This is a genomic window from Roseobacter ponti, assembly GCF_012932215.1.
Classification (GTDB): Bacteria; Pseudomonadota; Alphaproteobacteria; order Rhodobacterales; family Rhodobacteraceae; genus Roseobacter; species Roseobacter ponti.
Genome location: NZ_CP048788.1, coordinates 968,335 through 982,005, shown reverse-complemented (window position 1 = coordinate 982,005; position 13,671 = coordinate 968,335). Strand labels below are relative to the sequence as shown.

The 13,671-nt window shown below is 63.0% G+C and carries 13 protein-coding genes; 7 read left to right on the top strand and 6 right to left on the bottom strand.

Going from position 1 to position 13,671, the window contains the following annotated elements; translation table 11 throughout:
- Positions 1-31 precede the first annotated feature (31 nt).
- From fsa to G3256_RS04795, 4 genes are all read left to right on the top strand, one after another.
- The gene (gene fsa, locus G3256_RS04810) at positions 32-685 is read left to right on the top strand and encodes a fructose-6-phosphate aldolase (RefSeq protein ID WP_169639739.1); all 654 of its coding nucleotides are present in this window, start codon (positions 32-34) and stop codon (positions 683-685) included.
- Between the two features lie 128 nt (positions 686-813).
- Positions 814-1,521 carry a DUF484 family protein gene (locus G3256_RS04805; RefSeq protein WP_169639738.1) on the top strand — a complete coding sequence of 236 codons (708 nt, stop codon included), beginning with the start codon at positions 814-816 and terminating at the stop codon, positions 1,519-1,521.
- Positions 1,518-2,441 (top strand): tyrosine recombinase XerC, encoded by a 924-nt coding sequence (locus G3256_RS04800; RefSeq protein WP_246227782.1) that lies wholly within the window; start codon positions 1,518-1,520, stop codon positions 2,439-2,441. Before G3256_RS04805 ends, G3256_RS04800 begins: the two co-directional genes overlap by 4 nt.
- Before the next feature lie 190 nt (positions 2,442-2,631).
- Positions 2,632-3,327 carry a CDP-alcohol phosphatidyltransferase family protein gene (locus G3256_RS04795; RefSeq protein ID WP_169639737.1) on the top strand — a complete coding sequence of 232 codons (696 nt, stop codon included), beginning with the start codon at positions 2,632-2,634 and terminating at the stop codon, positions 3,325-3,327.
- 9 nt (positions 3,328-3,336) lie between these two features.
- On the opposite strand, the gene G3256_RS04790 is transcribed toward G3256_RS04795, so the two are convergent.
- On the bottom strand, positions 3,337-3,792 hold the full coding sequence (locus tag G3256_RS04790) for a methylated-DNA--[protein]-cysteine S-methyltransferase (protein ID WP_169639736.1): 456 nt from the start codon (positions 3,790-3,792) through the stop codon (positions 3,337-3,339).
- Between the two features lie 138 nt (positions 3,793-3,930).
- On the opposite strand from G3256_RS04790, the gene G3256_RS04785 reads away from it, so the two are divergent.
- Positions 3,931-4,311 carry a nuclear transport factor 2 family protein gene (locus tag G3256_RS04785; RefSeq protein WP_169639735.1) on the top strand — a complete coding sequence of 127 codons (381 nt, stop codon included), beginning with the start codon at positions 3,931-3,933 and terminating at the stop codon, positions 4,309-4,311.
- Positions 4,312-4,510: 199 nt separating this feature from the next.
- On the top strand, positions 4,511-5,038 hold the full coding sequence (locus G3256_RS04780) for a DUF421 domain-containing protein (RefSeq protein ID WP_169639734.1): 528 nt from the start codon (positions 4,511-4,513) through the stop codon (positions 5,036-5,038).
- Between the two features lie 71 nt (positions 5,039-5,109).
- On the opposite strand, the gene ileS is transcribed toward G3256_RS04780, so the two are convergent.
- The 5 genes from ileS to G3256_RS04755 all read right to left on the bottom strand — a co-directional run bounded on the left by ileS (position 5,110) and on the right by G3256_RS04755 (position 12,793).
- Positions 5,110-8,055, bottom strand: a complete 2,946-nt coding sequence (ileS, locus tag G3256_RS04775) for an isoleucine--tRNA ligase (RefSeq protein ID WP_169639733.1) — start codon at positions 8,053-8,055, stop codon at positions 5,110-5,112.
- 231 nt (positions 8,056-8,286) lie between these two features.
- Positions 8,287-9,903: an FAD-dependent oxidoreductase gene (locus G3256_RS04770; RefSeq protein ID WP_169639732.1), complete on the bottom strand. Its 1,617-nt coding sequence runs from the start codon at positions 9,901-9,903 to the stop codon at positions 8,287-8,289.
- Between the two features lie 27 nt (positions 9,904-9,930).
- Positions 9,931-10,932 (bottom strand): YcjF family protein, encoded by a 1,002-nt coding sequence (locus G3256_RS04765; protein ID WP_169639731.1) that lies wholly within the window; start codon positions 10,930-10,932, stop codon positions 9,931-9,933.
- Positions 10,932-11,381, bottom strand: a complete 450-nt coding sequence (locus G3256_RS04760) for a GNAT family N-acetyltransferase (protein ID WP_169639730.1) — start codon at positions 11,379-11,381, stop codon at positions 10,932-10,934. Before G3256_RS04760 ends, G3256_RS04765 begins: the two co-directional genes overlap by 1 nt.
- Complete coding sequence (locus tag G3256_RS04755) at positions 11,378-12,793, bottom strand: YcjX family GTP-binding protein (RefSeq protein WP_169639729.1); 1,416 nt, start codon at positions 12,791-12,793, stop codon at positions 11,378-11,380. Before G3256_RS04755 ends, G3256_RS04760 begins: the two co-directional genes overlap by 4 nt.
- A 110-nt stretch (positions 12,794-12,903) precedes the next feature.
- Between G3256_RS04755 and truA the strand changes: the two genes are divergently transcribed.
- Complete coding sequence (gene truA, locus G3256_RS04750; protein ID WP_169639728.1) at positions 12,904-13,671, top strand: tRNA pseudouridine(38-40) synthase TruA; 768 nt, start codon at positions 12,904-12,906, stop codon at positions 13,669-13,671.

The window sequence follows — 13,671 nt, the reverse complement described above, 5'->3', positions numbered from 1 at the left end:
GTTGCGCGAGACAACAAAAAGGGAGCGAAGGATGAAATTCTTTGTCGATACAGCGGATACCACAGCGATCTCCGAGCTGAATGATCTTGGTATGGTCGACGGTGTCACGACTAACCCGTCACTGATCCTGAAATCGGGCCGTGACATCCTTGAGGTCACCAAAGAGATCTGCGACATCGTCAGCGGCCCGGTCAGCGCCGAAGTGGTGGCCACGGACGCCGACGCGATGATCGCCGAAGGCCGCAAGCTTGCCGATATCGCCGGCAACATCACCGTCAAGCTGCCGCTGACATGGGACGGACTCAAGGCCTGCAAAGTGCTCTCAACCGAAGGCAAAATGGTCAACGTTACCCTGTGTTTCTCCGCAAACCAGGCGCTGCTCGCAGCCAAGGCCGGTGCCACATTCATCAGCCCCTTCATCGGGCGTCTTGACGATATCAACCTCGATGGCATGGACCTTATTCAGGACATCCGTACCATCTATGACAACTTCGGGTTTGAGACGCAGATCCTTGCCGCCTCGATCCGGTCGGTGAACCATATTCAGGACGCGGCACTGATTGGCGCAGATGTGATCACAGCGCCCCCCGAAGTGATCCGCAAGCTGGCTTCGCACCCGCTGACCGACAAGGGATTGCAGCAGTTCATGGATGACTGGTCCAAAACCGGCCAGAAAATTCTCTGACCATCTGCCACCCGCACGCCGGGTGACGCGATTTTGCAACGACAGCACTGCCACGGAATTTTTGTAATTTCGTGGCAGATTTTATGTCCGGGCCATGCTATAGATCCTGAAAAAATAAAGAGCAGCAGATGACAACCAGTCCCAAGATCGAACACGCCCTGCGTGAAGCTATCATTTCCCGTCCGGATGCCATTCTGGATGATAAAGACGTGATGAATGCGCTTGTCGCGGCCAATGAAAAGGCCATGGGCGCCAATATCATAGACATGCGCGGGATCGCGATGGAGCGTCTTGAAGCGCGGCTCGACCGGCTGGAAGACACGCACCGGTCGGTGATCGCGGCCGCCTATGAAAACCTCGCCGGCACCAACCAGATCCACCGCGCCATTCTGCGGATGCTCGACCCGACCGAATTTGAGGTCTTTCTGCGCGATCTCGGCGGTGAAGTGGCCGATATCCTGCGCGTCGATCTGGTGCGGCTGGTGCTGGAATCCGAAAATCACGACGAAACCAACGGCCTTGACCGGCTGGACGATGTGCTGCGCGTCGCGGAGCCAGGGTTTATCGCAGATTATATCACACAGGGACGCGGCGGTGCGCTCCGACAGGTAACCCTGCGCCAGGTGCAGGGCGACGCCGGCAGCCTTTACGGAGGCAAATCGGACTGGATCAGATCGGAAGCCTGCCTGTCGCTGGATTTCGGCGAGGGCCGTCAGCCCGGCATGCTGGTGCTTGGCGCTGAAGACCCGCATATGTTCGGGCCGCAACAGGGCACTGATCTGCTGGTATTCTTTACCGGCGTTTTTGAACGGATCATGCGCCGCTGGCTGTCATGACAACGATGATCAGCCCGGCCGCGCGTGATGCGCTGCAGACCTGGCTGGAGCATCAGCGCGCGCTGAAAAACGCCTCCGACAACACGCTGACCGCCTATCGGGGCGATGTCGTTGAGTTCCTGGCTTTTATCACGGAGCACAAAGGCGCGCCGCAGGGGCTTGGCGCGCTTCAGGATATTGCACTGAGCGACATGCGGGCCTGGATGGCGCAGAGCCGCGGCACCGGCATCGGCGCCAGATCCCTTGCGCGCAAGCTATCGGCGGTCAAAGCCTTTTACCGCTGGCTGGCGGAACGCGAAGGGTTTGAGGCGACTGCCGTTCTCTCGGTACGCGCCCCGAAATTCCAGAAAAAGCTGCCCCGCCCGCTCGCAAAAGATGCCGCACGCAGCCTGATCGACACGATCGGCATACAGTCAGAACAGCCCTGGATTGCAGCCCGCGACGTGGCCGTGGTGACACTGCTCTGGGGCTGCGGCCTGCGGATTTCCGAGGCGCTGTCGCTCAAAGGCCCGGATGCCCCGCTGCCGGACGTGCTGCGGATCTTCGGCAAGGGCAATAAGGAGCGCGTGGTGCCGGTTCTCCCCGCAGCCCGCGAGAGCGTTGCCGTTTATCTGCAGCTCTGTCCGCATGCGCAGACGGCGGATGCGCCGCTCTTCCGGGCGGTGCGCGGCGGCGCGCTGGGGCCGGGACCGATCCAGAAAGTCATGGCGCGCGCGCGCATGCAGCTGGGCCTGCCGGCAAGCGCCACGCCACACGCGATGCGGCACAGCTTTGCCACCCATCTGCTGGACGCCGGCGGTGATCTGCGGGCCATTCAGGAGCTTCTGGGACATGCCTCTCTTTCCACCACGCAGGCCTATACTGCGGTCGACACGGCCCGGCTGATGGAAGTCTATGACCGCGCTCACCCGCGCGCCTGACCGGTCGACCCGGCGCCGGAAGTCACGCGCCTTAGCCACCCTTTGACCGCCCCCTACCAGCGCTCACCCACACAGCACCTGCCCTCGCCTGCCCGCTTTCATTGCCACGCCCGCACAGGTGCCGCCCTCTGGGCCACAGGCGCCCGACTTTCTTTTTGCATCCGCGCGGCTCTTGCGGCATGAAGCGTGCATGACAACTCGTTTTCTCGCCCTCGGCGTACATCTGCTGACCGCCACGGGCGCTGTGTTTGCCATGCTGGCGATGCTCGCCGCGGTGGATGCCAAATGGGACCTGATGTTTCTGTGGCTCGTTGTTGCGTTTTTCGTCGATGGCATCGACGGACCGCTGGCGCGTAAATACCATGTCAAACACAACGCGCCCGAGTTCGACGGCGTGCTGCTCGACCTGATCATCGACTACCTGACATATGTATTCATTCCCGCCTTTGCGCTTTTCAAATCCGGGCTGATGGACGGCTGGACAGGCTGGTTCGCGATTATCATCATCACCTTCGCAAGCGCGATGTACTTCGCCGACACACGCATGAAAACAAAGGATAATTCCTTTTCCGGCTTTCCCGGGTGCTGGAACATGCTGGTGCTGGTGATCTTTGCCCTTGAGCCGAACTTCTGGGTCAGCCTCACGCTGGTGAGTGCCCTGGCCCTTGCGATGTTCCTGCCGCTCAAATTCGTGCATCCGGTGCGGACCGAACGCTGGCGGGCGATCACGTTGCCGATGGCGCTGGCCTGGACGTTTTTTGCGGGCTGGGCGGCCTGGGTCGATTTTCATCCCGAAAGCTGGGCGCACTGGGGCCTGATCATCACCAGTATCTATCTCGTTTTTGCCGGTGTCGCGCAGCAGATCATTCCCGAACGCAGCACCTGACCGCAGGTCTCAGATCAGAAAGCTGCCCGCCCCTTCGTGCCGCAGCAGCGCCACTTTGGTCTCCACGCCGCCTGCTCCTGAAAATCCGGTCAGCCCCTTTGCGCCCATCACCCGGTGACAGGGGATGATGACCGGGATCGGGTTGCCGCCACAGGCGCGGCCGACCGCCTGGGCCGGTGCGCCCAGGGCCTGCGCAATCTCGCCATAGGTCAGCGTTTCGCCAAAAGGGATGGCATAAATCGCGTCACAGACAGCCCGCTGGAAATCCGACCCCTGAACGCGCAGCGGCAGATCGAATGCCTCAAGTGTGCCGGCATCATAGGCGCGCAGCTGCTCTGCGGCGCGGTCCAGCAGCTCTGTGCTCTCCCCCTGCGCCGCCACGCCCCAGCGCAGCGCCGTCAAAGCACCGTTTTCCTCTGTCAGCGTCAGTGCGCCGAATTGTGTCTCAACCGTTTTCTCAGCCATGCCCGATGCTGACCGCAGCATGCGTTTCGCGCAACCCGCTTCCTGCGCTTTGTGCCACAGCGCTCAGAAAACCGTGGTACGGCAGATGCTTTCGGCGCATCCTGCCCGCACATTTCAGAACACAGGGATTTTCAACAGATGACACCACAGCAGAAAGCTGACGCCTACACCGCCGCCTGGAACAGCAGGGACCCCTCGCAGGTTGCCAGGCATTTCACCCCCGGGGCGACGATCGTGATCAATCGCGGTGATCCCCATACCGGCACCAGCGCCCTTGAAGCCATGGCCGCCGGCTTTCACGCGGAGTTTCCGGACCTGCATCTGACCTGTGACGGCGTGCGTGCCGGGGGCGATCACATCATATATCTGTGGACGCTCGAAGGGCACCACGCGGAGACGGGCAACCCCTGCAGGGTCGGTGGCTGGGAGGAGTGGGATCTCGACGACGCTATGCAGGTTACCGCCTCGAAAGGCTGGTTTGATGCGGAGGATTACCAGCGGCAGGTCGACGGCGCCTGAACTCCTCTCCCGCCAAAGCCCGCATCGGGAACGCGCTCCTGAAAAATCCGGCGCCATCTGCACGCGGCGCATCCTTTCCACAGACAGGTTGCAACCCAAACTGCGCCTGAGGCGTTTCCCGTCCGGTGGCTGTGCCACGGGCGCTGGTCTCTGCGCTCGCCCGGCACTCAGGGGCCCGATGGCCGGGAAGGATTCGTTGATGACCTTTTTACCCGATGACCTGTCATCGCTCTGGCAGGCAATAGCGGGCGGTATCCTCGCCTATTGCGGCATCATACTGGCCGTGCGTATTGCCGGCCTGCGCAGCTTTGCCAAAATGGCCTCTCACGACTTTGCCGTTACCGTCGCCGTCGGTTCGCTGCTCGCCAGTGCCGCAACCTCTGACAATACGCCTCTGGCGGTACCGCTTGCAGCGATCGCTGTTCTTTTCGTGCTGCAGATGGCCATGACCGGGCTTGTGTCGCGATCTGACCGCGTCGCAGAGCTTGTCACCAACAAACCTCTTCTTCTCATGGACGGCCGCGCCGTGCTGCATGACAACCTGCGTCACGCGAAGGTCAGCGAAGACGAGTTGCGCGCCAAGCTGCGCGAGGCAAATGTCACCGACCACAATCAGGTGCTGGCCGTTGTGTTTGAGACGACCGGCGACATCTCTGTCCTGCACGGCAGCGCCGACGCGCAGCTTGACCCGGACCTGCTGAAGGGTGTGGCGCGCACCGCCACCTGACCTCCGGGCAGACCGGCACCGGGGCCCGTGGGAAACAAACATCCCGCGCGGACCCCGGCAAACCTGCGTGCTCAGCTCACAGCGGCGTCGCAGCGCCCGCAGACGTCCGGGTGCGCATGTGTGCCCACATCAGGCAGTACTTTCCAGCAGCGCGCACATTTTTCGCCATCCGCCCGGGCAAAGGCCACAGCAACGCCCGCCACCTCCGGCAGCCGGAACGCATCTTCAGGTGCGGGATCGCCGCTCACCGTGATCTGTGACGTGATGCAGATGTCCTGAAACGGCAGATCGCTGACTGCACTGCGCAGAGCATCATCGGCGATGTAAACCACCGGTGCGGCTTCAAGCGAGGCGCCGATCACCTTGTTTGTCCGTTCGATCTCAAGTGCTGCGGTCACCACACGCCGCGCAGACCGGATACCCGACCATTTGCGCGCGAGATCCGCATTCTGCCAGCCTGCCGGTGTCTCCGGAAAATCCTGCAGGTGCACAGAGCTTTCATCGCCCGGGAAACGCTCCAGCCAGACCTCTTCCATGGTAAAGACCAGCACAGGCGCGAGCCATGTCGTCAGCCGGTGAAAGAGCAGATCAAGAACAGTTCGCGCCGCGCGCCGTTCACGGGTGTCGCCGTCGCAATAGAGCACATCCTTGCGGATATCGAAGTAAAACGCCGAGAGATCGACCGTGGCAAAGGTAAAAACCGCCTGCCAGACGCCCTGGAAATCATAGGCGGCATAGCCGTTCCGCACCGTCTTATCGAGCTCCGCCAGACGATGCAGCACCCACCGTTCCAGCTCCGGCATCTCCTCTGCCGTGACCCGGTCCGCCTCGCTGAAATCCGCCAGCGAGCCCAGCATGTAGCGCATGGTGTTGCGCAGACGGCGATAGCTGTCGGCGGTGCCTTTTAGGATCTCCGGCCCGATCCGCTGATCGAGCGTATAATCCGTCTGCGCCACCCAGAGCCGCAGGATATCCGCGCCATACTGCTGCACGATCTTTTCCGGCACGATGGTATTGCCGAGCGATTTGGACATCTTCATGCCCTTTTCATCCAGCGTGAACCCGTGCGTCACCACATTGCGGTAAGGCGCGCGACCCATGGTGCCCACGGACTGCAGCAACGAGGAATGAAACCACCCGCGGTGCTGGTCGGTGCCTTCCATATAGACATCCGCGATCCCGTCTTTGGTTCCGTCGGGGCGGTCGCGCAGAGTGAAGGCATGTGTCGATCCGGAATCGAACCACACGTCGAGGATATCCGTCACCTGTTCATAGTCATCCGGGTCAACGATACCGCCAAGAAACCGCTCTTTCGCGCCTTCTTCATACCAGGCATCGGCACCCTCGGCCTCAAATGCCTCAACGATGCGCTGGTTGACCGCTTCGTTGCGCAACAGGAAATCTGGATCGGTCGGCAGCAGACCCTTCCGGGTGAAACACGTGAGCGGCACACCCCAGGCACGCTGGCGCGACAGCACCCAGTCAGGGCGCGCTTCCATCATCGAATGCAGCCGGTTGCGCCCGGATTTCGGCACCCAGTTCACATTGTCGATCTCGGTCAGCGCCCGTTCACGGATCGTCGTGCCAAACTCGTCCTGTCCGTCGCCCACGGTCTTGTCGATCGCGGCAAACCACTGCGGCGTGTTGCGATAGATCACCGGCGCTTTGGAGCGCCAGGAGTGCGGATAGCTGTGTTTGATTTTGCCACGCGCCATCAGGCCGCCGACCTCAACGAGCTTGTCGATCACGGCCGCATTGGCGTCACCCTCTTTGCCCTTGCGGTTGAGGATGTATTTGCCGCCGAAAAACGGCAGCCCCTCACGGAACATGCCCTCGTCGGTCACGTTATAGGTGATGACATCCTGCAGCATGCCGAGATCACGGTAGAGCTCATATTCCTCCATCCCGTGGCTGGGCGCGCAGTGCACGAAGCCGGTGCCTTCGTCATCCGTGACGAAATCGGCGGCGCGGAAATCCCGGGTATCGTCCCACTCGCCCTCTGCGCCGTCTGCTCCGGCCAGCGGATGGTTGAGACTAAGTCTGGAAAGCTCATCTGATGATACGTCGCGCAGACGGCGATACATCGTCTCGTCCAGCCGCGCGCGCGACATCACATCGGCCGCACGTTTATCCGCAAGGATATAACGATCGCTGATCGTGACCCAGGATTCCTCAGGGCGCCCGGTGATCTCATAAAGCCCGTAGGAGATGTCTTCGCCATACACCACCGCCTTGTTCGAGGGCATCGTCCAGGGCGTAGTTGTCCAAATAACAACATAGGCGTCGAGCAAGTCGATATCCTTAGCCCTGTCCGACGATTTTGGATCGTATTCTTGTTGTGCAACCTTAAACTTCACCCAGATCGTGAAGCTGTCCTTGTCGTGATACTCCACTTCCGCTTCGGCCAGCGCGGTTTTCTCCACCGGCGACCACATCACAGGCTTTGAGCCCTGATAGAGCGTACCGTTCATCAGGAACTTCATAAACTCCTCGGCGATCACCCGCTCGGCGTGGAAATCCATCGTAAGATAGGGATCCGCCCAGTTGCCGGTCACGCCCAGACGCTTGAATTCCTCGCGCTGGATGTCGACCCAGCCGGCGGCAAACTGCCGGCATTCAGCCCGAAACTCATTGATCGGGACATCGTCCTTGTCGCGACCTTTCTGGCGATACTGCTCCTCGATCTTCCACTCGATGGGCAGCCCGTGACAGTCCCAGCCGGGGATATACCGCGCGTCAAACCCCATCATCTGATGGCTGCGCACGATCATATCCTTGATCGTCTTGTTCAGCGCATGCCCGATGTGCAGATGCCCGTTGGCATAGGGCGGTCCGTCGTGCAGCGTGAAGGGCGTACGACCGTCCTTTTCTCGCAGACGGTCGTAGATTCCGATCTCTTCCCAGCGAGCCAGCCAGTCGGGCTCGCGTTTGGGCAGGCCCGCGCGCATCGGAAATTCCGTGCGGGGCAGGTTCAGGGTGGATTTATACTCAGGTGTTTCGGTCGTATCGGCGCACATTGCGGGCGTCCTTCGGAGTTGTGTCGGTCAGGGGGTAAGCGGTCGGTGCGATGTACTCAGCACCTTGGCCCGGCGTCTCATCGTTTCAGAGCGCCGGGGATATAATTCGGATAATGAGTGCGCGAAAAGCCATCATGCGCTGCTTATAGGCAGGCCACCGCTCCGCCACAACCCTGCGTTTGTGCGCCCCGGATCAGGGCCGGGGGACCGTTGCGCCAGGGGCAGCGCCCCTTATCCGTTCACATGCGCCCAGACCGAAGAGATCACCACTGACCCCTCGCCCACCGCAGAGGCCACACGCTTTACCGAGCCGGCGCGCACGTCGCCCACCGCAAAGACACCCGGCAGAGAGGTCTCAAACTGCGAACGCCCGCCGGCTTCGGTGCCGGTCAGCACAAAGCCGCGCGGGTCGAGATCGACCAGCCCTGAGAGCCAGTCGGTGTTCGGGGCCGCCCCGACCATCACGAAAAGCGCCCGGGTGCGCAGATCCCAGGACTGGCCGGACGTGCGGTCGCGGATTGTGATGCGTTCAAGCTGTGTGTCGCCGTGCAGACCGGTGACCTCGGTACAGGTGTGGATGGTGATGCGCGGATGCGTTTCCAGCCGCTGCAGAAGATAATCGGACATCGAAGAGGCCAGCCCCTCGCCACGCACAAGCACATGCACATGCCGCGTGGTACGCGCCAGAAACATCGCCGCCTGCCCCGCCGAATTGCCGCCGCCGATCACCGCCACATCGCTGTCCCGGCACCAGCGCGCCTCAACCTCGGTGGCGGCATAATACACACCGGCGTTCTCCAGCCGCTCAAGCCCCTCAAGCGGCATGCGCCGGTACTGCACGCCGGTCGCCACGATCAGCGACCGGGCCGAAACGGCCTGGCCGTCATCGAGCGTGACGTGAAACTTTTTCTCCGCGCACTGCGTGAGCGCGCCCACCCGGCGCGGCACGGAAAACCGAGTGCCGAACTTCATCGCCTGCACCTCGCCGCGCCCGACAAGATCGCCGCCCGAAATGCCGGTCGGAAATCCCATATAATTCTCGATCCGGCTCGAGGTACCCGCCTGTCCGCCAATGGCCAGATCCTCCAGAACAATCGCGCGCAGCCCTTCGGCACCGGCATAGACCGCCGCCGCGACCCCCGCCGGGCCACCCCCCACGATCAGCACATCAAAGGTGTCCGCCTCCCCCAGTGTCAGATCAAGCCCCAGCGCTTCGGCCACCGCGCGCGGGGTCGGCGGCTCGATCCTGCGCTCGCGGCCAAAGAGCACGCCGGGCTGCGCTTTTTCCAGACCGCATTGCGCGGCCAGGGCCAGCGCCTCTTCGCTGTCGGCGGCAATCTCACGCACCGGAATGCGGTTGCGCGCGGCAAAACCTGCCACCTCGCGGATGTCGCGGCTGAGTTCCGGCCCGATCAGGGTCAGCAGGCTGTCCGCCGCCCGCACGGCGCGCTGCCGCCGCGCGGCCAGCACGGTCACCACAATGTCGCTGATCTCCGGCACATCCGACATCAGCTGCAGCATGGCCGCGCGGGGCACACAGAGCACCTCGCTGTCCGTCACCGCGCGTGCGCCCGCCAGCGACACGCCGCCCGACAGAAACTGCAGATCCCCGAAAAACTGTGAGGGGCCCAGTGTGGCATTGCCCATCCGCTCCATTGTGCGCGGGTCAAGCGCTTCGATCTCACCGCTCAGCACATAATGAAAAAGATCGGTCGCCTGCCCGGGTTCCTGCACCATCTCGCCGGCTTTGAAAGGCACGACTTTGCCCGCGCGGCGCATCAGCCTCACGTGGTCTTCTTCCAGCGGCGTGCGCACCATTGTGGCCAGATCGGCCGCAAAACTTTCCATGAAATCCCTCCGGGACTGACGAAACCGTCAGCTTTGTGACGCGCCGAAAAGCCCGCCAAGACTGTCTCTGATGATATTGCGCACTTTCGGGCGTTTTCCAGTGCTGAAGGGCAGCGGCCGGCATACTTCCATCGCCGCCACGCCCACGCGTGCGGTCAGCGCGCCGTTCACGAGCCCCTCGCCGAAGCGGCGCGAAAGCTTGCCGAGGATCGACCCGCCCAGCACCGGCTCCAGCATATCATCGCCCACCGCAACTGCGCCCGTGGCCACCAGATGCGACATCACCGCCCGCGCCAGCCGCCAGCTCCCAAGCGTACCGGAACGACCGCCGTAAACCTCTGCAATGCGCCGGATCATGCGCAGGTTTGCGGTGAGTGCTGCTGCAACATCCGCCAGTGCCAGCGGCACCAGGGCCGTAACGGTCGCCACCTGACGTGCGGCGGCCTCAACCTCGCGGCGCGCAAGCCGGTCAAGCGGGGCCAGAAGCTCGGCCTCCGTCAGGGCCAGCATCGCGCCCGCATCCATCTGATCAGGGCCCAGCGTTGCCAGCCGGTCGCGGCCCCAGCGCGTCTCTTCGCGCCCTTTATAAAGCGTCACCAGGCGCGCGCTGACCATGCGGGCGGCCTTAAGATCATTCTCCGTACGCGCCGTCTCAGCCGCCTGGCGCAGATCATCGATGCGCCCCAGTCGTCCGATTGCCGCCGCTTCGCGCAGCGCAACCAGCACCAGAACGAAGAGAAACGCCGCCATCAGGCCGCCAAGCCCCCAGCCCAGCACCGGGTTGCGCTCCAGAAGTCCGGTTACCAGTTCCCAGGCTGCAAGGCCCGCCAATGCGGAGATCAGTGCGCCCGCCAACCCCCAGAACCAGCGCCCGAGCCGCGAGGGCCGGCGCGCGGCCACGCGCGCTGCCGCCTGCATCGCCTGCCCGGACGGTGCCGGCAGACCGGGATCAGGCACAGGGGGGGCTTCAGCCACCGATGTCGCCGGCGCCTCCTCGTCAAGATCGATAAGAACCGGCCCTCTGGCCATCAGCTTTTGCTCCGGGTCCACTCAAAGCGGATGTCGGGCAGGCCCGCGTCATTGCCGCTGCCATCGGTCTGATCCGTCTGGATAAACCCGCGCAGCCCGTAAAACCGGGTCGCACCTGCGTTGGCCTCATAGCTCCAGAGTGCCAGCGTCTCACTGTCGTTTTTTGCGTCCTCGATGAGCGCCGTGCCGACGCCCTTGTCCTGAGCATCCGGCAGCACATAAAGCGCATGCACGTCCTGCTCCCAGCGCGCAATGAAACCGACAACGCGCCCGTCTGCCTTTGCCACCCGCACCCAGCCTGCTTCGATCATATCGCCGGCATAGCGGATCTCTTCAGCGGCCGTATGCACCCGCGGCAGCCAGGGCATCTGGTCGTTGGTCATCGACAGGATGTGCCCGACAGCGCCCGCATCGAGGCTCCGGGCCGGAGTGATCGTGATATCCGTCATAGCCTGTCTCCTAAAAGGAATTGGGCTGCGTGATCAAGCCGGATGTGCGGCGGACCCTCGCCGGGGCGCAAAGTAAGCGGCTGTGGTGCGAAATTCATCACACGGTAATCCTGATCCAGCCACTTTTCCGCGCCCGCGCGCGCTGGTGTCAGCAGATGGCCGGGATCATCAGGCAGCGCGCCAGGATGAAAAGCCGCCTGTTTACCGGTCTCCAGCAGCCTGCCGCGCACCACATCAAGCGTCTTGCCGTCATGCGTGATCGTCTCCTCGGTCGTCGCACGCAGCGAGGCAATCGACATCGCGGCGGTGGTTGCTCCGGCAAACTTCGCCCGGTCCGAGGCCCCGCGCACCAGCGCCTCTGTGATCGCTGTGAGTTTTGCATGCTGGTTGTGGTGCAGATGATCGGCCTTGGTCGCGGCAAAGAGGATTTTGCCAACCCTGCGCCCCTGAAAAAGCTGCGTCAGAAAGGCGTTCTGCCCCGGACGGAAGGCGCTCAGGATGTCGGCCATCGCCCCGCGCATATCCTCCACCGCCTGTGGCCCTTTGTGGATCGCGCCCAGCACATCGACAAGCACCACCTGGCGGTCGATCTTTGCAAAATGCTCACGGAAAAACGGCCGGACAACTGATTTGCGATAAGCTTCGTAGCGCCGCGCCATCTCACGCAGCAGCGAGCCGCGCGGGCCACTGCCATCCCCGGGAAGCGGCGCAAAGGTCAGCACCGGCGAGCCCGCCAGATCACCGGGCAGCAGAAAACGCCCCGGGGTGCAGTCGGAATAGCCCGCCGCCCGGGCCGCGGTGAGATAAGCGGTAAACTCTGATGCCAGCGCCTGCGCCCGGGTCTCCTCCAGAGGGGCCGCGGGATCCGTCTGCGCCACCAGATCGCGGTAGGCCGCGGCCTCCCCGCGCCCTTCAATGCGCGCCAGCATCTCCGCCGACCACGCGCCATAGGATTTTTCCAGCAGCGCCAGATCCAGCAGCCATTCGCCCGGGTAATCCACAATATCAATATGCACCGTGCGCGGCCCCTGCAGCCCCGCCAGCAGCCCGCCGCGGCGCACCCGCAGGGACAGCCGTAATTCAGAGACTGTGCGGGTGCTGTCAGGCCAGCGCGGCTCACGCGCGGTCAGATCCGCCAGATGGCTCTCGAAATCAAAGCGTGGCACCGTGTCATCGGGCTGTGGCTGCAGGAAGGCGGCATCAATGCGCCCGTCGGCTGCGGCCAGCAGATGCGGCATCCGCCCCCGGTCCAGCAGATTGGCCACCAGCGAGGTGATAAAAACCGTCTTGCCCGCCCGCGCGAGCCCGGTGACGCCTATGCGTATCACCGGCTCAAAAAGCGTTTCGCTGACCGTATCCTGCACCGTTTCGATCTGGCGCAGCACCGTGTCCGCAATCACAGAGATAACCAAAGCCCGACTGCCCGTTTTAATACATTCACCCCTACTTAGGTGTCTGCGCGTCTGCTTGCCAGCCTGCAAAGACATTTGACGCCGCTTCGCCTGCGCGCTAGGGCCGGCCCATGCCCCGCTATGCCCTGAAAATTGAATACCACGGCGCGCCTTTTGCCGGCTGGCAGCGCCAGAAAGAACAGACCACCGTTCAGGGGGCGATCGAGGCCGCCCTGTCGCGTATCGAACCAGGCGATCACAGCATCGCAGCCGCCGGGCGCACCGACGCCGGTGTGCATGCTCTGGGTCAGGTGGCCCATTGCGACATGGCGCGGGACTGGGAACCTTTCCGGTTGTCTGAGGCGGTGAACTATCACCTGAAACCCGCGCCAGTGGCGATCGTCGCCTGCGCCCGGGTGGCGGAGGACTGGCACGCGCGTTTCTCCGCACTTGAGCGGCAGTATTTCTTCCGCATCCTGAGCCGTCGTGCGCCCGCCACCCATCTTGAAGGGCTCGTCTGGCAGGTCCGCCAGCAGCTCGATGTCGCGGCAATGCAGGAGGCCGCGGACCACCTGACCGGCAGGCATGATTTTACCACTTTCCGGTCGACGATCTGCCAGGCCGACAGCCCGGTCAAAACGCTCGACCGTCTGGATGTGACCGCGCACCAGACAGACTACGGCACGGAAGTGCACTTTGACGTGCGCGCACGGTCTTTTCTGCACAATCAGGTGCGCAGCTTTGTGGGCAGTCTGGAACGGGTCGGCACCGGCTCATGGACGCCGGACGATATGGCAGCCGCACTCGCAGCACGTGATCGCGCGGCCTGTGGTCCGGTCTGTCCGCCGCAGGGGCTCTATCTGCGCCATGTGGCCTATGACGAGAACCCTTTCGCCTGA